Here is a 19,804-nt window from a genome sequence, read left to right on the forward strand (position 1 = left end):
GCGCCTTCCAGCGAATACGGCAAATCGAGCTTTCGGGAATCTTGCAATGGGCATGTCGGTAGGAAATGGAATGCAGTCGGGCGGACGCCGCAGGCGCGGCCGCAAGAAGGCACTGATGAGTGAAATCAACGTTACGCCCTTCGTCGACGTGATGCTGGTGTTGCTCATCATTTTCATGGTCTCCGCGCCGCTTCTGACGGTCGGCGTGCCGATTGATCTGCCGGATACGCAGGCTAAGGCGATGAACGCCGATACGCAGCCCATCACCGTTTCGGTCAGCAATGAAGGCAAGGTCTATCTGCAGGAAACTGAAATTCCAATCGAAGAGGTCGTGCCGAAGCTTCAGGCGATCGCCAAGACGGGCTATGAAGAGCGCATTTTCGTGCGCGGTGACAAGGCTGCCGATTACGGCACCGTCATGAAGGTCATGGCCCGCATTTCCGCCGCCGGTTTCAAGAATATCGGCCTTGTGACCCTCCAGGAGCAGGATAGCTGACGCCATCATGAAGGCTGGCCTGACATCTTCTGTAGCGCTCCATACCATCGTCATTGCGCTGGGGCTCTTTTCCTTTTCCTCGCCGAAGGCATTCGACGTGCAGGATTCGGAGTCGTTCCCGGTCGACATCGTGCCGATTGAATCCATCACGCAAATTCAGCAAGGCGAGAAGACGGCTCCTATGAAGGAGAAGTCTGCGCCGATCCCGACGACCAAGCCGCAAACCGTTCCCAATGCCCAGAATGTTGGCGATCAGGAGGTCGATACCACGACCCCACCGAAGCCTGACACCAAGGCAAAGCCAATCGAGGCGGCGGAAGAGCCAAAAGCCCAGCCGGAACCAGTGAAGAAGCCGGAACCGAAGCCTGAGCCCAAGCCCGAACCGAAGCCGGAAGAAAAGCCGACGCCGGTTCCCGCGACCGAAATGCAGGCCAAGCCTGAGCCGAAGCAGGAAGTGAAGCCTGACCCGGTGGCCGAAGCCATCGAGAAGCAGGCCGAAACGCCGGATGCGAATACGCCGAAGCTGCCGGACAATGTGCCCGCGCCGCAGTCCAAGCCGAAGCCGCCGCAGGCGCAGACCGCCAAGACGCCGGATCGCAAGCCAACGGATGAAAAGAAGCCGACGCAGTCCGCATCGCAGACCTCGCAGTCGAAAAACGATGCGATTGCCGATGAGGTTTCGGCGCTGCTCAACAAGCAGAAGGCTTCGGGTGGCGGCGCGAAGCGCTCGACCGATCAGGCGTCGCTTGGCGGCAAGAAGAATACCGGCGGCTCGAAGCTCAGCCAAAGTGAAATGGATGCGCTGCGCGGTGCGATTTCCAAGTGCTGGAACGTGCCTGCCGGTGTGGCCGATGCGCCGGGGCTGGTTGTGACCGTGAAGATGAAGCTGAACCAGGACGGCTCCATTCAGGGCGTTCCGGAAGTGACATCGGGCGGTGGCGGCGACGGTGTTGGCCGCGCGGCGGCGGAAAGCGCCAAGCGCGCGGTCGCACGCTGCGCCCCGTATAACCTGCCAGTCGACAAATATGATTCATGGTCGGAAGTGATCGTCAACTTCGACCCGAGCGAAATGTTCTGATCGGGGTCTTCCCGGTCGCCAGACCAAATGAAGCCCACTATGGGCAAAGGACAAAAGAGGTCCCAGAAGATATGAAAACCGGCATCCTGAAAACAAAGATCCGGACAGTCCTCTCGGCTTTCGCCTGCATGATTGCCGCAAGTCTTGTCTGCACCATGCCAGCACGCGCCGTGGTGGAAATCAACATCAACAAGGGCGTGATCGAGCCTCTGCCGATTGCGATCACGGATTTCCTGTCCGCGGACCAGCTCGGGCCCAACATCACGTCCGTTATCGCTGCCGATCTTGAGCGTTCCGGCCTGTTTGCGCCCATCGACAAGGGCGCTTTCATTGAAAAGATTTCCAATCCCGATGCCGCTCCGCGCTTCGAGGACTGGAAGGTCATCAATGCGCAGGCTCTGGTCACCGGTCGCATCACCAAGCAGCCGGACGGCAGGCTGAAGGCGGAATTCCGCCTCTGGGACACGTTTGGCGGTCAGCAGATGATCGGCCAGCAGTTCTTCACCTCGCCGGATAACTGGCGTCGTGTCGCCCATATCATCGCCGACGCCATCTATGAGCGCCTGACGGGTGAAAAGGGTTACTTCGATACACGCATTGTCTTCGTCGATGAATCCGGCCCGGCCCAGAAGCGTGTCAAGCGTCTTGCGATTATGGATCAGGATGGGGCGAATGTCCGTTATCTCTCGGACGGTCGCGATATTGCGCTGACCCCGCGTTTCTCGCCGAACCGCCAGGAAGTGACCTATATGTCGTTTGCCGGCGGCCAGCCCAAGGTTTATCTGCTGCAGCTCGAAACGGGCCAGCGTGAACTGGTCGGTAACTTCCCCGGCATGACGATTGCACCGCGCTTCTCGCCGGATGGCCAGAAGGTCGTCATGAGCCTGCTTCAGGATGACGGCAGCGCCAATGTCTATGCAATGGACCTGCGCTCGCGCACCACGACCCGCCTGACCAACAGTCAGGCCATCGATACCAGTGCTTCCTATTCGCCGGATGGTTCCCAGGTTGTATTCGCCTCCGACCGCGGCGGTCGCCCGCAGCTCTATATCGCCGGTGCGGATGGTTCCAATCCACGCCGCCTGTCGATGGGTGACGGCAGCTATTCCACGCCGGTCTGGTCTCCACGTGGCGATCTCATCGCCTTCACCAAGCAGTCGCAGGGCCAGTTCTCGATCGGCGTGATGAAGACCGATGGTTCGGGCGAACGGTTGTTGACCTCGGGCTTCCACAATGAAGGCCCGACCTGGGCTCCGAACGGTCGCGTGCTGATGTTCTTCCGCAAGGCGGCAGGCGCTGGCGGTCCAAAACTGTTCACCATCGATCTGACGGGCCGTAACGAACGCCAGATCCAGACGCCGAATTTCGCATCCGATCCGGCCTGGTCGCCGCTGCTCGAGTAGGCTGACGGTCGGAGAATCATAAAAAGATTAAGGCGCGGGATTTCGGTCCCGCGCCTTTTCTTTGGTCCTTATCGCCTAATTTGCGATGTTTTTGGCCTACATTTGCGGCGATTGCCACAATCCACCCCAAAAGCCCTGTTTCTGCCGCATTTTGCCATCAAGGCCTAAAAACAGAATTGCAGTCGGAAACGCCGGTTGCATTTGGTCTCAAGACAATATTAACCATACTTCTTGAGCCTGCATTAACCTCGATATGATTATTGGTGGGTTACGCAGGAACATCAAATCTTAAGGAGCCTCGGCCCATGCGCCGCATCCAGTCGATTGCACGTAGCCCGATCGCTATTGCCCTTTTCATGTCGCTCGCCGTCGCCGGTTGCGCATCCAAGAAGAATCTCCCGAACAATGCCGGTGATCTCGGCCTCGGCGGTGCAGGTGCGGCAACGCCCGGCTCGGCGCAGGACTTCACGGTCAATGTCGGCGACCGCATCTTCTTCGATCTCGATTCGTCGCTGATCCGTGCAGACGCACAGCAGACGCTTTCGAAGCAGGCCCAGTGGCTGCAGCGTTACCCGCAATATTCGATCACCGTCGAAGGTCATGCGGACGAACGCGGCACGCGTGAATACAACCTCGCTCTCGGCCAGCGCCGCGCTGCCGCCACCCGCGACTTCCTCGCATCGCGTGGCGTGCCGACCAACCGTATGCGCACCATTTCCTATGGTAACGAACGTCCGGTTGCAGTTTGCGATGCCGACTCGTGCTGGTCGCAGAACCGCCGCGCCGTCACCGTTCTCAACGGTGCTGGCAGCTGATAATTGTAAACGCACAACAGCGTTACGGGAAAAGCGGCCTTCGGGCCGCTTTTTTCGTTTTCATGCCGGTTGATCGGGCATTTCGACAAATTTTGGCCGAAGTTACTCCTGTCATAGTGAACCGCGATTAGCACTACAGCGGCAAATTCGTGATGCCGGTATGCAACGAGCAATTTTCTGTGCTCCGGTGCTCACGTACTTTTAAGTACGCTCCGCTCCGGTGCTCTAAAATCACTCGTTTCGCCACGGCCTGACGAATTTGCAACTGTAGTGTTAGGGAAAGCATCTTTGCTTTTCACGGATTTGCTCTAAAAGCGGAACTGGCCGTGCGGTACCGCATGTTCAGCAAGCATTCAGGCGCGGCACTCGATCATCCTGTTCATTGTAAACTCGCAGGGGCAATAGGGAATGAGGACAACAATGAGAAAAGTGACACTGGCAATTGCCATGCTGCCGCTTTTGGCGAGTGCTCCGGTTTTGGCGCAAACTGGTGATCCCGGCATGAACCAGTATTCGCAGCAGGTATGCAATCTCGCGCATCAGAACGCGCAGTCTTACAGCAAGATCCTGCAGCTCCGCGACAAAATCGTGAAAATCCATCGCGATAATGAAGCCCGTTTTCAGGCCCTCGAAAAGGGCAAGGGCGGGGGCCAGAATCGCGTCAGCGTCGGCTCTACCGCCATTCTTGATGATGCTATGCGCGGCGGCGGATCATCCGCACAGGGTGGCGGCTACCAGAGTCCCGGCATGTTGCAGGAACTGGTGCGTAACCTGACCGGTAAGATCGAGGATGTGGACGCCCAGATCGCATTCACCGACAATCAGCTGCAAAAATCGCAGGAAGACAACGAATTCCGATTTGAGGAACTCGAAAAGAAGAACGGCATCGCGTCGCCAGCTGCAAACAAGGCAGGTCAGCCAGCTGTTGCCGCTCCGGCTCCAGGTGCCGATCTTTGTGCGCAGGGCGCGGGCGATCCTGCCAGCATGGCCGATACGCTGGGTATGCGCGCCGAGGCGATGAACTTCCAGATCCTCGAAATGCAGGATCAGATGCAGAAAATGCAGGAAGAATATGAGCAGCGCTTCCAGTTTCTGGAAACCGGCAAGCGCGCCGAAACCGGCGAGCGGTTGGGCCATGGCGGTGGCGACGGCAGCGCTCTCGCCAGCGCCGGTTCATCCGAAAACACCTATGATGGCGGAGCTGCCGGAAATCCCGATGCCGGGGTTTCCGCAGATGCCGGTCAGGACGGTTCTATTTCGGACAACACACCGGCTCTGGACGCACCGCAATCCGCACAATCTGGCGCAATTGGCGCCGATTCTCTTGCTACTGGCACAACCGGTACGGGCGCTCTGGCGCAGGGCGGCCCCCAGCGCGGCGAGCCGCCGCAGACACTGGGGTCCATCCGTTTCGATTCCAGTGGCAATGTAATCGGCGATTCGTTGAGCGCTACACCACGCCCTGTCGAACAGAATGGCCAGCAGCCTGCTGGTGGCTCGCAGAGCGGTACGGCTGTCGCCTCGCTGCCATCGGGCGACAATCCAAATACGCTCTATCAGGCGTCGTATCAGTATCTGATGTCGGGCGACTACAAGGCGGCCGAATCCGGTTTCCGCCAGCATGTGAAGCGCTATCCGGCTGACCCGCAGACCGCGGAAGCGCGCTTCTGGCTGGGAGAATCGCTTTACGGGCAGGGGCGCTATCCGGAAGCTGCGACCGTGTTCATTGACACGCAGCGCGACTATCCCGATTCTCGCCGTGCGCCGGAAAACATGTTCAAACTCGGCATGACGCTTGAGAAAATGGACAATCATGACGTTGCCTGCGCGACCTTCGAGCAGATCCCGCAACGTTATCCCAAGGCCGCGCCCGCCATTTTGAAGCGCGTTGCCGAAGAACGTACACGCGTAAAGTGCTGATTGCGGAGTTGTTTCGTGGGGCTTTCCCCGGCTGATATTTTTAAACCTTTTCATCTGGATCAAGCAAAGACCGTCATTGCGGCGGTTTCCGGCGGCAGCGATTCGCTGGCAATGCTGTTCCTGCTCAATGATCATTTGGCGACGCTCGATTCCCGTCCTGCACTTCTTGCAGTGACCATCGATCACCGCTTGCGTCCCGAATCAGCCGAGGAGGCTGAAAATGTCGGCGCGCTGTGCCGGGAGCACGGTATCGCGCACCGCATTCTGGCATGGGATGATCCCAAGCCCTCACAGGGACTGGCGGCAGCCGCGCGAAGCGCCCGTTACCGGCTGCTGGTTCAGGCAGCGCATGAAGCGGGTGCGGGTGTGATCGTGACCGGCCATACGCAGAATGACCAGATCGAGACTTTTCTGATGCGCAAGGAGCGCAGCCACCACGCGGAGGCGAGGGGACTCGCCGCCATGGCGCCCCAATCATGGCTGGAAGGGTCAGTAGAACTGATCCGCCCGCTGCTTTCCGTTTCGCGGCAGGCTTTGCGGGATGAACTGACGGGGAGAGGTCTTCGCTGGGTTGACGATCCGAGCAACGTCAATACCGATTATGAACGTCCGCGGGTCCGGCAAGGTGCCGCTACCGCGGCCGATCCCGAGCTCGTTCTGGCGCAGGTCGCTCTGGCAAGTGCCGCGCGCAAGCGCGATAATGCTGCTCTCGTTGCGGCTTTGGCCGATCCTACAAGTCTGCAGGTGGATGATTGCGACCGGATTGAAATTGATCCGGCAATTTATGCCGCTTTACCGGAAACGGTCCGGCGGCTCTTTTCCGGCCTTGTGGCTTCGCTGGCGGGTGGGCGTCGATTCCTGCCCGGCGATGCTGAGCGTCTGCGCATCGAACGCATCCTGTCGGGGGAGGTAGAACAGGAAAGCCGAAAACACGAAAGATTGACCATTTTGGGCGCGCTGATCGAGCGTGGAGCCAAGGGGCAGCCCCATCGCTTTCGCCGCGAGCGGCGCAATTTGCCATCTGCGCCGTTGCCTGCTGGCGGCAGCTGCATCTGGGACGGGCGCTTTCGGTTTTTCAATTCAGGCTCGCGCGATTTTGAAATCGCCGCCCCGGGGCGACAGGCGCTGACGGATTTTCTGGCCGATTCTCCCGCCGCGCTTCCAGAAAACGCGTCTGAAACCCATGCAGCATGGCGCGAAACGCTTCTGGTGCTGCCTGCTGTCTATGCCGATGGAAAGATTATCTCTTTGCCATTCCTTCCGGGGCAAAAGCTCCCGGCGCATATCCGCATGGAGCGGCATTTCGCGCTGTTTGACCACGTTCTGCCGGGATATGATTTCGCACTGGCGCAAGCGATCGAGAGGCGAATTGGTCGCCAGTCTTCCCCAAACTCCTAATTTTTATAAACCAGAGTGGGAAGAATCTCCCATGCGGCGTGTTACGCGCCTTGGCAACGCCTTCCTTCGATCCTATGTTAGATCGAAACATCGTTCCGCGGTTGCGGAATGGCCGTGGTATCGATTGGACCCGATATGAATCCGAACTATCGCAACTTCGCTCTCTGGGCGATCATTGCTCTTCTTTTAATCGCGCTGTTCAACCTGTTCCAGAGCCCTGGTCAGCGCACGAATTCCCGTGAAGTTTCCTATTCGCAATTTATTGACGACGTATCCAATGGTCGGGTGAAATCGGTCACGATTACCGGCGAGCGCATTACCGGCACCTTTGCCGACAATGGCTCGACGTTCCAGACCTATTCGCCTGGCGATACGGGCCTCGTTGCGCGGCTTGAAAGCAAGGATGTTGCGATCACTGCCCGTCCCGAAAGCGACGGTTCCAGTTCGCTGATCGGCATTCTCCTGTCGTGGCTGCCGATGATTCTGATCCTCGGTGTATGGATTTTCTTCATGCGCCAGATGCAGGGCGGGTCGCGCGGTGCGATGGGCTTTGGCAAGTCGAAGGCGAAGCTTTTGACCGAAGCGCATGGCCGCGTCACGTTCCAGGATGTGGCAGGCGTTGACGAAGCCAAGCAGGACCTTGAAGAAATCGTCGAATTCCTGCGCGATCCGCAGAAGTTCCAGCGTCTCGGCGGCAAGATTCCGCGCGGCGTGCTGCTCGTTGGCCCTCCGGGTACCGGTAAGACCCTTCTGGCGCGCTCGGTTGCGGGTGAAGCCAATGTACCGTTCTTCACCATTTCCGGTTCGGACTTCGTTGAAATGTTCGTCGGTGTCGGTGCAAGCCGCGTCCGCGACATGTTCGAGCAGGCCAAGAAGAATGCCCCTTGCATCATCTTCATCGACGAAATCGACGCTGTCGGTCGTCATCGCGGCGCCGGTCTCGGCGGCGGCAATGACGAGCGCGAACAGACGCTCAACCAGCTTCTGGTCGAGATGGATGGTTTTGAAGCCAACGAATCGATCATTCTGATTGCGGCGACCAACCGTCCGGACGTTCTTGACCCGGCACTGCTGCGTCCGGGCCGTTTCGACCGTCAGGTCGTGGTGCCGAACCCGGATATCGTCGGTCGCGAGCAGATTCTGAAGGTGCATGTTCGCAATGTGCCGCTCGCGCCGAATGTCGATCTCAAGGTTGTCGCACGCGGCACGCCGGGTTTCTCCGGCGCCGATCTCGCCAATCTCGTCAACGAAGCCGCCCTCATGGCAGCGCGCCGTAACAAGCGCCTGGTGACCATGCAGGAATTCGAAGACGCCAAGGACAAGATCATGATGGGCGCGGAACGCCGCTCCGCCATGACGCCGGAAGAAAAGGCCAATACGGCCTATCACGAGGCAGGGCACGCCATCGTGGCGCTCAACGTACCTGCAGCTGATCCTGTCCATAAGGCAACGATCATTCCGCGCGGTCGTGCGCTTGGCATGGTGATGCAGCTTCCGGAGGGCGACCGCTATTCGGCCACCTATACCTGGATGGTGTCGCGTCTTGCCATCATGATGGGCGGTCGTGTGGCCGAAGAGCTGAAATTCGGCAAGGAAAACATCACTTCCGGTGCGTCGTCGGACATTCAGCAGGCAACCAAGCTTGCCCGCTCCATGGTCACCCAATGGGGCTATTCCGACAAGCTTGGTCGCGTGGCTTACGGTGACAATCAGGAAGAAGTCTTCCTTGGTCATTCGGTGTCGCGTACGCAGAATATTTCGGAAGAAACCGCGCAGATCATTGATGCCGAGGTGCGTCGCCTGATCGACGAGGCCTATGCCGAAGCGACCCGCATCCTGACCAAGAAGAAGAAGGACTGGATTGCGCTCGCCGAAGGTCTTCTGGAATATGAAACGCTCAGTGGCGATGAAATCAAGGCGCTGATCGCCGGCAACAAGCCGTCGCGCGATCAGGGCAATGATACGCCGTCGCGCGGTTCTGGTGTTCCGAAGGCCGGTAGCCCGCGCAAGCGCAAGAGCAGCGGCGAACCGGGCAGTGAGCCCGGCATGGAGCCGCAGCCGCAATAAGCGCTTGTTGCAAAGAGACGACGAAAGCCGGGTTTCGCCCGGCTTTCTTTTTGATTATATCTCGCCCACGGCTTGCAAAGGCTCGGTTAACGATTTCGGCGCATGATCTTTTGAAGGATACGACTTTAGAAGCCGGGATCGCTTTGGACCCTGCCAAAGACGAAATTGCATAGAACAGGCATTTTAGGATATTAACACTCGAAATTCGCTGTCAAAGTTGCGGGCCTGCGCGACTATTGCGCTCTGGTTGAAATGAGCGGCATATATCGACGGCACCGGGACAGCGACGTGGCTCAACGCAAGGCTAAATATATGACACGGAAATACTTCGGAACGGATGGCATTCGCGGACAGGCGAATAGTTTCCCCATGACGCCGGATATCGCCATGAAAGTTGGCATGGCGGTGGGTCATATTTTCCGCCGTTCGGGTCAGGTTTCGCGGGTGGTGATCGGCAAGGATACGCGCCGTTCGGGCTATATGCTGGAAAACGCACTGGTCGCCGGTTTTACAGCGGCGGGCATGGACGTCTTCCTGCTCGGGCCGATTCCGACACCGGCTGTCGCCATGCTCTGCCGCTCGCTGCGCGCCGACATCGGCGTGATGATCTCCGCCTCGCACAATCCTTACTACGACAACGGGATTAAGCTGTTCGGTCCCGATGGTTTCAAGCTATCGGATGAGATTGAAATTCAGATTGAGAAGCTGATCGAGGGCGATCTGTCGTCGCTGCTGGCAAGCCATGGCGCCATTGGCAAGGCCAAGCGCGTCGACGGCGATATTTATCGCTATATCGAATTTGCCAAGCGCACCATGCCGCGTAACATTGCGCTCAACGGCCTGCGTGTGGTGATCGATTGCGCCAACGGTGCTGGTTACAAGGTTGCTCCGGCAGCACTTTGGGAACTCGGTGCCGAAGTCATCACCATCAACAACGAGCCGAACGGCATCAACATCAATGAGGATTGCGGTTCGACGCATCCGATTGGCCTGATGAAGAAGGTGCAGGAACTGCGTGCCGATGTCGGTATCGCGCTCGATGGCGACGCGGATCGCGTGCTGCTGGTCGATGAAACCGGATCGGTGATTGACGGCGATCAGCTGATGGCGGTGATTGCCGAATCATGGGCGAATACGGATCGCCTGACGGGTGGCGGCATTGTCGCGACCATCATGTCCAATCTCGGACTGGAGCGCTTCCTCAGCGATCACAACCTGACGCTGGCCCGCACCAAGGTTGGCGACCGCTATGTCGTCGAGCATATGCGCGAACACGGTTTCAATGTGGGCGGCGAACAATCCGGCCACATCGTTCTGTCGGATTTCGCGACGACCGGCGACGGCCTGATCTCCGCCTTGCAGATTCTGGCTGTCATGCAGGAAGCGCAAAAGCCGCTTAGCGACATCTGCCGCAAGTTCGAGCCGGTGCCGCAATTGCTCAAGAATGTGCGCACCACGGGCGGAAAGCCGCTCGAAAACAAGAACGTCAAGAGCGCCATCGATGAAGCGCGGGCACGTCTCGGCGTGCAGGGTCGCCTGGTGATCCGCCCATCGGGAACCGAGCCACTCATCCGCGTGATGGCCGAAGGCGATGATCGCGTTCTGGTTGAAAAAGTAGTCAACGATATCGTGGACGTCATCTCGTCGGTGGGCAACGCAGCCTGAGAGACAACACTTTGATTTATTGAAACGGCGCGTCTCTGATGCGCCGTTTTTATTTTAGCCACTTCTAAGATTTATTAAAAAGTATCGTTAAAAAACAAGGTTAAGTTGTAATTAACTTTTGAAATCTATGGTCCCTATTGAAAGCGAGGATAACGCTCCGGCGTTATGATATTTCTATGGGGCAGACGATGAACGGTCTTGTTAAAACTTTTTTTGGCGGCTTGGCTGCGTCTGTCGCCATTATGGCCACGGGCGCATTGGCGGCGGATCTGATTGAACCGCCAGTGGTTCCCGAAGTGGTTGTAGCGCCGCCTGCGGTCGGCGGCTGGTATCTGCGTGGCGATCTCGGCTATTCGAAGCCGAAATTCAAGGATGCGGATTATGCGACCATCGATAATTGCGATTGCGGCCCGTCGACATTCGGCAGCAACACACTTTACGGCGATCTGAAAGGTTCCTTCCTGATCGGCGGCGGCGTCGGCTATCAGCTGACGGATTACTTTCGTACCGATCTGACGGTCGATTACATGACCCGTGCGAAGTTCGAGGGCAATACCTACGGTGAAGCCTGCAACGGCGATTTGAACTGTGCATCCGACGAACGCAGCCATTTCTCGGCGCTGTCCATCCTGGCCAATGCCTATGTCGATCTCGGCAACTTTGCTGGCTTCACGCCTTATGTGGGCGCCGGTATTGGTGGAACGCGCGTGCGCTGGAACGATATCGAAGATGCGCGCTACGGCGGTTCCGTAGAGGGGGCAGCCAACTGGCGCTTCACCTATGCTCTCATGGCCGGTGCATCTGTCGATCTGACGCAGAACCTCAAGCTCGATGCGGGTTATCGCTATCGCCACATCAATGGCGGCAAGATGTTCGAGGGCGGTCAATATCTCGGTGACGGTTACGATAATGGCATGGACGTTCATGACGTGCGCGTCGGCCTGCGCTACATGTTCGGTGGATCGAATGCGCCTTATGCACCGCAGCAGGTTTCGACCATTGTGGACGGCCCGGTCTACAAGTAACGCGACCCCGATATCTGATCGTCAAAGGCCCGGTTTTCCGGGCCTTTTTCTTTGCGGCATTTCTTAAATATCTCCCGATTTTTATCAGGCATTAACCATAGGCGTTCATAATTGAGACTATTCTTATGAGCGGGGATCTCATCATGTTTGCGAAGTGGCGTGCTCTCAACCTGTCGTCTGTTGCTCTGGCGGGTTTCAGCCTTGTATCCGTTGCCTCGGCGGCTGATCTCGATGCTGTTGGATATGAACCTGTCGTCGAAGCGCAGCCCGTGGAAGTGGGTTCCGGCTGGTATCTGCGCGGCGATCTTGGTTATAACATCTCTTCAAAAACGGGATTGACGGCCCGGGACCAGTTCGGCAACAGCGTTTCCGAAAGCTTCGATCTGGATAAGAATTTCGTGCCTTCGATCGGTATCGGTTATCAGTTCACCGATTATCTGCGCGCCGATGTGACCGGCGGCTATTCCAAGCAGGATCTGGAAGACTTCCCCGCAGAAGCCCGTATCTGGGACATGATGGCCAATGCCTATGTGGACCTTGGCAATTTCTCAGGCTTCACGCCTTATCTCGGCGGCGGTCTCGGCTTTGCCAATGTGCGTTACAGCTTCGATACGGGCGCTGGCGACTTCAAGTCCGACGACGATTATCGCTTTGCCTGGGCGCTGATGGCGGGTGTCGGCATCGACGTTGCTTCCAACATCAAGCTCGATCTCGGCTATCGTTACGGCGTCATCAGCAGCGGCGATGTGGTCAGCGGCAACGGCATCACGATCAGCGACAAGGATATCAAGTCGCATCAGCTGCGCGCCGGTATTCGTTTCACCACCTGGTAAAGGTTGTTGCAGGAAACAGCGCTTTCCGCTATTCCCATCAGTGGGCCACGTCTCCCCACCGAGACGCGTGCTATCTGAGAGGATAGAAACAACATGACGACGATTGCGAAGCCGGTAGTTCGCCCGGCTAACCCTAATTTTTCATCCGGTCCCTGTGCAAAACGTCCCGGCTGGTCGCTCGATGCGCTGGCCGATGCCGCTCTTGGCCGTTCGCATCGCGCGAAAATCGGCAAGACCAAGCTGAAGGACGCCATCGACCTTACCCGCGAAATCCTGCAGGTGCCTGCCGATTACCGTATCGGCATCGTTCCGGCATCCGATACCGGCGCTGTGGAAATGGCGCTGTGGTCCATGCTCGGCGCGCGTGGCGTCGATATGGTCGCGTGGGAAAGCTTCGGTTCGGGCTGGGTGACAGATGTGACCAAGCAGCTCAAGCTCGAAGATGTGCGCACTTTTGTGGCGCCTTACGGCGAGATTGTCGATTTCAGCCAGGTCGATTTCGACCGCGATGTCGTCTTCACCTGGAACGGCACCACGTCCGGCGCGCGCGTTCCGAACGCCGATTTCATCCCGGCGGACCGCAAGGGCCTGACCTTCTGCGACGCCACCTCTGCGGCTTTCGCGCAGCGTCTCGATTTCGCGAAGCTCGATGTCGTCACCTTCTCCTGGCAGAAGGTTCTGGGCGGCGAGGGCGCGCATGGCATGCTGATCCTCAGCCCGCGTGCGGTCGAGCGTCTGGAAAGCTACAAGCCTGCATGGCCGCTGCCCAAGATTTTCCGCCTGACTTCCGGCGGCAAGCTGATCGAAGGCATCTTTGTTGGTGAAACCATCAACACGCCATCCATGCTCTGCGTGGAAGACTATCTCGACGCGCTCAACTGGGCAAAGTCGATTGGCGGGCTTGATGGTCTGGTCGCACGCGCCGACAGCAATTTTGCTGTTCTGGATGCTTTCGTGGCCAGGACGCCATGGATCGCCAATCTGGCCGCGAAGCCGGAAAATCGTTCCAACACTTCCGTGTGCCTCACCATTGTCGATCCTGAAGTGGCAGCACTTTCGGCCGAAGCGCAGGCGGCTTTCGCCAAGGGCATCGTCACGGCGCTGGAAAAGGAAGGCGTCGCCTATGACATCGGCGCTTATCGCGATGCGCCTTCGGGCCTGCGTATCTGGGCCGGTGCGACGGTTGAAACATCCGATCTGGAAGCGCTGACCCATTGGCTCGACTGGGCTTTTGAAACGCAGAAAGCTGCGCTCAAGGCTGCTGCCTGAGGCACGCTCCTGCTTAAGCCGTGGCTGGCCCCCGGTTAGGCCACGGCTCGCATTCCCAAAATATTTGCAGCATTTCGCCATGAGCTGAAAAGAGCCCAATGCGGTGCCTATCTGCAAGCTCATTGTTTGAAATGCTTGGTCAGGACATGTTTGAGCACATCCCGAAAAGTGGGAAACGGTTTTCGGACAGATGTGCTTAAAACAAAAGGAGGCCCAAATGGCACCTCGCGTTCTCGTATCCGATAAGCTTTCGCCCACTGCCGTCCAGATTTTCAAGGATCGCGGTGTTGAAGTCGATTACTTGCCCGATCTCGGCAAGGATAAGGAAAAGCTTCTCGAAGTCATCGGTCAGTATGATGGTCTGGCAATTCGGTCGGCCACCAAGGTCACGGAAAAGCTGATCGCCGCTGCAAAAAATCTCAAGGTTGTCGGTCGCGCCGGTATCGGCGTGGACAATGTCGATATCCCCGCAGCTTCGCGTCGCGGCATTATCGTGATGAATACGCCGTTCGGCAATTCGATCACCACGGCGGAACACGCCATTGCGCTGATGTTCGCCGTGGCGCGCCAGCTGCCGGAGGCCGATGCGTCCACCCGCGCGGGCAAGTGGGAAAAGAACCGCTTCATGGGCGTGGAAATCACTGGCAAGACGCTTGGTGTCGTCGGTTGCGGCAATATCGGTTCGATTGTGGCTACGCGCGGCGTCGGCCTCAAGATGCATGTCGTGGCTTTCGATCCGTTCCTGTCCGAAGCGCGCGCGCAGGAACTGGGTGTGGAGAAAGTTGAGCTGGACGAGCTGCTTGCCCGCGCCGATTTCATCACGCTGCACACGCCGCTCACCGACAAGACCCGCAATCTCATCAATGCGGAAAGCCTTGCGAAGACCAAGCCGGGCGTTCGCATCGTCAATTGCGCTCGCGGCGGTTTGATCGTTGAAAAGGACCTCATTGCCGCGCTGAAATCAGGCCATGTGGCCGGTGCCGGTATCGACGTCTACGAAGTCGAGCCTGCGACGGAGAACGAACTTTTCTCCCTGCCGAATGTCGTCTGCACGCCGCATCTGGGTGCCTCGACCTCGGAAGCGCAGGAAAATGTCGCGCTTCAGGTTGCCGAACAAATGTCGGACTATCTGACCAAGGGGGCGGTTTCCAACGCCATCAACATGCCGTCGATCACGGCGGAAGAAGCGCCGCGTCTACGCCCGTTCGTAAAACTTGCGGAAGTTCTCGGCGCCTTTGTCGGTCAGGTGACGGACGAGCCGATCGAGGAAGTGGAAGTGCTGTTCGACGGTTCCACGTCCAGCATGAACACGCGCGCGCTTCTAAGTGCTGCTCTGGCGGGGCTCATTCGCCCGCAGGTGGCCGACGTCAACATGGTTTCGGCTCCGATCATGGTGAAGGAACGCGGCATCATCGTTTCGGAAGTGAAGCGCGACAAGTCCGGTATTTTCGACGGCTATATCAAGCTGACCGTCCGCACGACGCTACGCGAGCGCTCCATTGCCGGAACCTGCTTCTCGGATGGCAAGCCGCGCTTCATCCAGATCAAGGGAATCAACCTCGATGCCGAGGTTGGTCCGCACATGCTCTATGTCACCAACAAGGACGTTCCGGGCATGATCGGCCTGCTCGGCACAATCTGCGGCAAGCACAATATCAACATCGCAAATTTCTCGCTCGGCCGTGATCATCCCGGTGGCGACGCCATTGCCATGCTCTATGTGGATGAACAGATTCCACATGCGGCACTTGACGAACTGATGGCTCAAGAGGCAATCAGGGCGGCAACACCGCTTGAGTTCAACGTCGGAGAAGTTTGAAAATATGACTGAAGAGATGGCACAGCCGGAATGGCGGCGCATGCACGAGCAGGATATCGAGCGCGTGACTGTGGTAGCCAATGTGGTCCATCTCGACTTTTTCGAGGATGAAGCGGTCTTCAGGGACCGCTTCAAGCTCTACCCGGCGGGTTGTTTCGTTTATGCCCGTGACAACGACATTCTGGGCTATGGCATCAGCCATCCCTGGAAACTCGATACGGTGCCCGCGCTGAATTCCGTTCTCGGCGAATTGCCGGAAGATACCAGCACCTATTACATCCACGATATTGCGCTTTTGCCCGCTGCCCGCTCCGCAGGCGCTGCCACGCGCGTGCTGGAACTGATGGCCGCCCAGGCCGAAACCGACGGCTTCTTCACCATGTCGCTGGTGGCTGTGAATAACTCCGAAGGTTTCTGGGAAAAGAAGGGCTTTGTCTCCCGCGATCTGCCAGCGCTCGAAGAAAAGCTGAAAAGCTACTCTGATGACGCTGTCTATATGGTTCGCGCGGGCTAGCTCGCAGATATTCCGCTTCTGGCGGTCTGCAAATGGCGTGATTTTTCGCTTCCGGTGCTCACGTACGCAAAAGTACGCTCCGCTCCGGGTCTCAAATCCCACCATTTTCGCCTCGCCATAAACGGAATCTCAAGCGAGCTAAGCGCCTCTTCTGTCCACGGTGTTCGCAAAAATCGTGATTTTTTTGCACGAAAGAGTCGCGCAAGCGGGATTCAGTCTGTATAGAGACGAGGGATCAGCACCCCGTGAACCTTTCGGGGAAGCTTGCGATCCTTGGGCTATCAACGGCCAATAGTTAGTTTTACGCATTTCCGAACGCAAAACCGCTTCACACTTTTGCTGGAAATGCTTCATGCCGACCGAGGAGTTTTCTTAAATGGCAAATGTGGTTGTCGTCGGGTCGCAATGGGGCGACGAGGGCAAGGGTAAGATCGTGGACTGGCTGTCCGAACGCGCCGATGTCATCGTGCGCTATCAGGGCGGTCATAATGCCGGTCATACGCTTGTTATCGATGGCGTCAGCTACAAGCTTTCGCTGCTGCCGTCCGGTCTGGTACGCGGCAAGCTCAGCGTCATCGGCAACGGCGTCGTCGTCGATCCGCATCATTTCGTCTCTGAAGTCGCGAAGCTGCGCGCACAGGGTATCGAGATTTCTCCCGACGTTCTGCGCATTGCCGAAAACGCGCCGCTCATTCTGTCGATCCACCGCGATCTCGATGCCATGCGCGAAGGCTCCAATTCGGGCCTCAAGATTGGCACCACCAAGCGCGGTATCGGCCCTGCCTACGAAGACAAGGTCGGTCGTCGCGCCATCCGCGTCATCGATCTGGCCGAGCCGGAAACGCTGGAGCCCAAGGTTGAGCGCCTGCTGTCGCACCACAATCTGCTGCGCCGCGGCATGGGCCTTGAGGAAATCGCCGTTGAGACGATCCTTAACGAACTGACCTCGGTTGCCGACGAAATCCTCCCCTATATCGATCAGGTCTGGCGCGTGCTCGATGAGCGCCGCAAGGCTGGCGACCGCATCTTGTTCGAAGGTGCGCAGGGTGCTCTGCTCGACAACGACCATGGCACCTATCCGTTCGTAACCTCCTCCAACACCGTGGCCGGTCAGGCTGCTGCCGGTTCGGGTCTTGGCCCGACAGCCATCGGCTATGTGCTCGGCATCACCAAGGCCTACACGACCCGCGTTGGCGAGGGTCCGTTCCCGACGGAACTGCACGATGAAATCGGCGAATTTCTCGGCACCAAGGGTCATGAATTCGGCGTGGTGACGGGCCGCAAGCGCCGCTGCGGCTGGTTCGACGCCGTTATCGTGCGCCAGACGGTTCGCACTTCCGGTATCACCGGCATTGCGCTGACCAAGCTCGATGTTCTCGATGGTCTGGACGAAATCAAGATCTGCGTTGCCTATGAACTCGACGGCAAGCGTATCGATTATCTGCCGTCCTCCATGGGCGCGCAGGCGCGCGTCAAGCCGATCTATGAAACGCTGCCGGGCTGGTCGGAAACGACCGCAGGCGCCCGTTCTTGGAACGATCTTCCGGCGCAGGCTGTCAAATATGTGCGCCATATCGAAGAACTGATCGGCGCTCCGGTGGCCATGCTGTCTACCAGCCCGGAACGCGAGGACACCATCCTCGTCACCGATCCGTTCCAGGATTGATCTGTTTTAACGCATGTCTTTATCCCGAAACCGGTTCCCACTTTCGGGAGACATGCTTTAGATCGCGCTATTGATCAACCCGAAGCAGTTTTGCATAAACTGCTTCGGGTTTTCAGTTTTCAGGCGTCGCAGTGGCATCCGGTGGTTCAGATTGGCCAGAAAATGCCCGAAGCGTTGTCGAATCTGCCGCTATTTCGCCTCATCGTTTTGAAAAGCTTCGCTTAATTACTGCCAGACACTTTGCTTTCCCTTGATTATTGTGATTATTGGGACATTTAATTGCATCCAGTGCTTGTAGTATCTGAACGGGCGATAAACCGGGTAAGACGGAATGGCGGATTTTGTAGCTGTACTGAAAAAGACAATTGATGCGCAGGCGGACAAATCGCCTGAATTGCGCCAGCGCGTTTACGCGAAGGCGCGCGCGACGATTGAACAGAAGCTTGTGACGGCAAATGCCTCGCAGGCTGTGGCGGTACGCCAGCGCAATATTCTTGAAGATGCGATTGCCGAAGTTGAAGCCTTTTATGCGCCTCCCGCTGCCGTCGCGGCCTCGGATCCCGTCGATGATGCGCTCGAAGATTTTCTACAGGAAGCGAATCACGGTGTAAACGCCACGCGCGCGCACCATGATGAGGAAGACGATGCCGCCTTTTCTGCCGCACCGGCTGCGGAGCGTCACGACCATGTGTCGGAACAGGACGCAGATACGTCGTTTAGCGCGGAACGCAGCGGCGATTGGAAAATCGACCGCGCCAAGGAAAAGGCGCAAGCACGCCGTAGCGAATATATCGAGCGCAGTGCAGTCCGCGAAAAGCGCTCCTATAAGGGCTTGATTGCCGGTCTTGTTGCTCTGCTTGTGCTTGGCGGTGCGGGTTATGGCGTCTGGGCCAACAAGGACAAGATCCAGGAACTCGCATCGAGCCTCGGGCGCAATGATGCGCCGTCCACGCCTGCTGGCAGCGGCGGCGACAGCTCTGCGACACCGCCCCCGGCCGACAATAATACGGCTGGTAACGAAACCACGCCGACGCCTGAACCGCAGCCGCAACAACCGGCAGGCGAACAGAAGCTTACCCAGCGTTTGCTGCCGGATGGCAGCGAGACCGATGAAGGTCCGGCTGGCGGCGCGCCGGGTCTTGGCGAAGGCAAGTCCACGGCAGCATCCACGCCGTCCGCTTCTCCCGCTGGTTCGCAGGCAACACCGGGCGAGCAGACGCCAGCTTCGCAGCAGACCGTAGCAGTCGGCCAGCAGGCGCTGCTTTATGAAGAGCGCGGCAGCACCGAGTCCGGTTCTGTGGAAAAGGGCAACGTCGTCTGGTCGGTCATTCAGGAAAGCCCCGGTGACGGACAGCCGGAAGAACCCGCGGTGCGCGGTACGGTGACGATGCCGACGAGCAATGTTCAGCTGAAGATGACGATCCGCAAGAATACGGATCAGTCTATTCCGGCCAGCCATCTGATCGAGATGGTGTTCACCGTTCCGGATGGCTTCTCCGGCGGCGCAATCGACAATGTTCAACGCATCACCTTCAAGGATACGGAACAGGCGGCGGGCAACCCGCTGATCGCGGTTCCGTCCAAGATCGCAGATAATTTCTTCATCATCTGGCTCAACGATGCCCGCACCGCGCAGGACACCAACCTGTCGCTGATGCGCCGTCTGCAATGGATCGATATTCCGGTATCCTATCGCAATGGTCGCCGTGCGCTGATCAGCCTTGAAAAAGGTGTGCCGGGCGAAAAAGCCTTCACCGACGTTCTGGGCGCCAATTAAAACGCGAGTATTGGAATGAAAAAGGCCGCGCTGAGCGGCCTTTTTGTTTGAAGAGTTTC

Annotated in this window: 15 protein-coding genes; all 15 read left to right on the top strand. The window is 58.0% G+C overall.

The window, feature by feature from the left end; all coding sequences use genetic code 11:
• The first annotated feature begins 46 nt into the window (after positions 1-46).
• The 15 genes from tolR to JAU75_RS18485 all read left to right on the top strand — a co-directional run bounded on the left by tolR (position 47) and on the right by JAU75_RS18485 (position 19,745).
• Entirely contained in the window at positions 47-496 is a 450-nt protein-coding gene (gene tolR, locus JAU75_RS18415) for a protein TolR (protein WP_199057917.1), read from the top strand.
• A gap of 7 nt (positions 497-503) precedes the next feature.
• Positions 504-1,574 (top strand): cell envelope integrity protein TolA, encoded by a 1,071-nt coding sequence (locus JAU75_RS18420; protein WP_199057918.1) that lies wholly within the window; start codon positions 504-506, stop codon positions 1,572-1,574.
• Between the two features lie 71 nt (positions 1,575-1,645).
• Positions 1,646-2,977 (top strand): Tol-Pal system beta propeller repeat protein TolB, encoded by a 1,332-nt coding sequence (tolB, locus tag JAU75_RS18425; RefSeq protein ID WP_199057919.1) that lies wholly within the window; start codon positions 1,646-1,648, stop codon positions 2,975-2,977.
• A gap of 305 nt (positions 2,978-3,282) precedes the next feature.
• Positions 3,283-3,792: a peptidoglycan-associated lipoprotein Pal gene (gene pal, locus JAU75_RS18430; protein ID WP_119043175.1), complete on the top strand. Its 510-nt coding sequence runs from the start codon at positions 3,283-3,285 to the stop codon at positions 3,790-3,792.
• 408 nt (positions 3,793-4,200) lie between these two features.
• Positions 4,201-5,712 (top strand): tol-pal system protein YbgF, encoded by a 1,512-nt coding sequence (gene ybgF / locus JAU75_RS18435; protein ID WP_199057920.1) that lies wholly within the window; start codon positions 4,201-4,203, stop codon positions 5,710-5,712.
• A 15-nt stretch (positions 5,713-5,727) separates the two neighbouring features.
• Positions 5,728-7,110 (top strand): tRNA lysidine(34) synthetase TilS, encoded by a 1,383-nt coding sequence (gene tilS / locus JAU75_RS18440; RefSeq protein WP_199057921.1) that lies wholly within the window; start codon positions 5,728-5,730, stop codon positions 7,108-7,110.
• A 135-nt stretch (positions 7,111-7,245) separates the two neighbouring features.
• Complete coding sequence (ftsH, locus tag JAU75_RS18445) at positions 7,246-9,177, top strand: ATP-dependent zinc metalloprotease FtsH (RefSeq protein WP_199057966.1); 1,932 nt, start codon at positions 7,246-7,248, stop codon at positions 9,175-9,177.
• 312 nt (positions 9,178-9,489) lie between these two features.
• Positions 9,490-10,842, top strand: a complete 1,353-nt coding sequence (glmM, locus tag JAU75_RS18450; protein WP_199057922.1) for a phosphoglucosamine mutase — start codon at positions 9,490-9,492, stop codon at positions 10,840-10,842.
• A 188-nt stretch (positions 10,843-11,030) separates the two neighbouring features.
• Positions 11,031-11,867 carry an outer membrane protein gene (locus JAU75_RS18455; RefSeq protein WP_199057923.1) on the top strand — a complete coding sequence of 279 codons (837 nt, stop codon included), beginning with the start codon at positions 11,031-11,033 and terminating at the stop codon, positions 11,865-11,867.
• A 143-nt stretch (positions 11,868-12,010) separates the two neighbouring features.
• Positions 12,011-12,700 (top strand): outer membrane protein, encoded by a 690-nt coding sequence (locus tag JAU75_RS18460; protein ID WP_199057924.1) that lies wholly within the window; start codon positions 12,011-12,013, stop codon positions 12,698-12,700.
• Between the two features lie 93 nt (positions 12,701-12,793).
• Positions 12,794-13,969: a phosphoserine transaminase gene (locus tag JAU75_RS18465; RefSeq protein WP_199057925.1), complete on the top strand. Its 1,176-nt coding sequence runs from the start codon at positions 12,794-12,796 to the stop codon at positions 13,967-13,969.
• A 217-nt stretch (positions 13,970-14,186) separates the two neighbouring features.
• Positions 14,187-15,788: a phosphoglycerate dehydrogenase gene (gene serA, locus JAU75_RS18470; protein WP_199057926.1), complete on the top strand. Its 1,602-nt coding sequence runs from the start codon at positions 14,187-14,189 to the stop codon at positions 15,786-15,788.
• Positions 15,789-15,792: 4 nt separating this feature from the next.
• Positions 15,793-16,302 (top strand): GNAT family N-acetyltransferase, encoded by a 510-nt coding sequence (locus tag JAU75_RS18475; protein WP_121538552.1) that lies wholly within the window; start codon positions 15,793-15,795, stop codon positions 16,300-16,302.
• Positions 16,303-16,678: 376 nt separating this feature from the next.
• Complete coding sequence (locus tag JAU75_RS18480) at positions 16,679-17,968, top strand: adenylosuccinate synthase (protein ID WP_199057927.1); 1,290 nt, start codon at positions 16,679-16,681, stop codon at positions 17,966-17,968.
• Positions 17,969-18,299: 331 nt separating this feature from the next.
• Complete coding sequence (locus tag JAU75_RS18485) at positions 18,300-19,745, top strand: transcriptional regulator (protein WP_199057928.1); 1,446 nt, start codon at positions 18,300-18,302, stop codon at positions 19,743-19,745.
• The last annotated feature ends 59 nt before the right edge of the window (positions 19,746-19,804 follow it).

The sequence above is a fragment of the Ochrobactrum sp. Q0168 genome (assembly GCF_016427605.1).
Lineage (GTDB): Bacteria > Pseudomonadota > Alphaproteobacteria > Rhizobiales > Rhizobiaceae > Brucella.

Coding starts and splice junctions, on each gene's coding strand:
- tolR (WP_199057917.1), top strand. CDS start 47: ATGGGCATGTCGGTAGGAAATGGAATGCAGTCGGGCGGACGCCGCAGG.
- JAU75_RS18420 (WP_199057918.1), top strand. CDS start 504: ATGAAGGCTGGCCTGACATCTTCTGTAGCGCTCCATACCATCGTCATT.
- tolB (WP_199057919.1), top strand. CDS start 1,646: ATGAAAACCGGCATCCTGAAAACAAAGATCCGGACAGTCCTCTCGGCT.
- pal (WP_119043175.1), top strand. CDS start 3,283: ATGCGCCGCATCCAGTCGATTGCACGTAGCCCGATCGCTATTGCCCTT.
- ybgF (WP_199057920.1), top strand. CDS start 4,201: ATGAGGACAACAATGAGAAAAGTGACACTGGCAATTGCCATGCTGCCG.
- ftsH (WP_199057966.1), top strand. CDS start 7,246: ATGAATCCGAACTATCGCAACTTCGCTCTCTGGGCGATCATTGCTCTT.
- glmM (WP_199057922.1), top strand. CDS start 9,490: ATGACACGGAAATACTTCGGAACGGATGGCATTCGCGGACAGGCGAAT.
- JAU75_RS18455 (WP_199057923.1), top strand. CDS start 11,031: ATGAACGGTCTTGTTAAAACTTTTTTTGGCGGCTTGGCTGCGTCTGTC.
- JAU75_RS18460 (WP_199057924.1), top strand. CDS start 12,011: ATGTTTGCGAAGTGGCGTGCTCTCAACCTGTCGTCTGTTGCTCTGGCG.
- JAU75_RS18465 (WP_199057925.1), top strand. CDS start 12,794: ATGACGACGATTGCGAAGCCGGTAGTTCGCCCGGCTAACCCTAATTTT.
- serA (WP_199057926.1), top strand. CDS start 14,187: ATGGCACCTCGCGTTCTCGTATCCGATAAGCTTTCGCCCACTGCCGTC.
- JAU75_RS18475 (WP_121538552.1), top strand. CDS start 15,793: ATGACTGAAGAGATGGCACAGCCGGAATGGCGGCGCATGCACGAGCAG.
- JAU75_RS18480 (WP_199057927.1), top strand. CDS start 16,679: ATGGCAAATGTGGTTGTCGTCGGGTCGCAATGGGGCGACGAGGGCAAG.
- JAU75_RS18485 (WP_199057928.1), top strand. CDS start 18,300: ATGGCGGATTTTGTAGCTGTACTGAAAAAGACAATTGATGCGCAGGCG.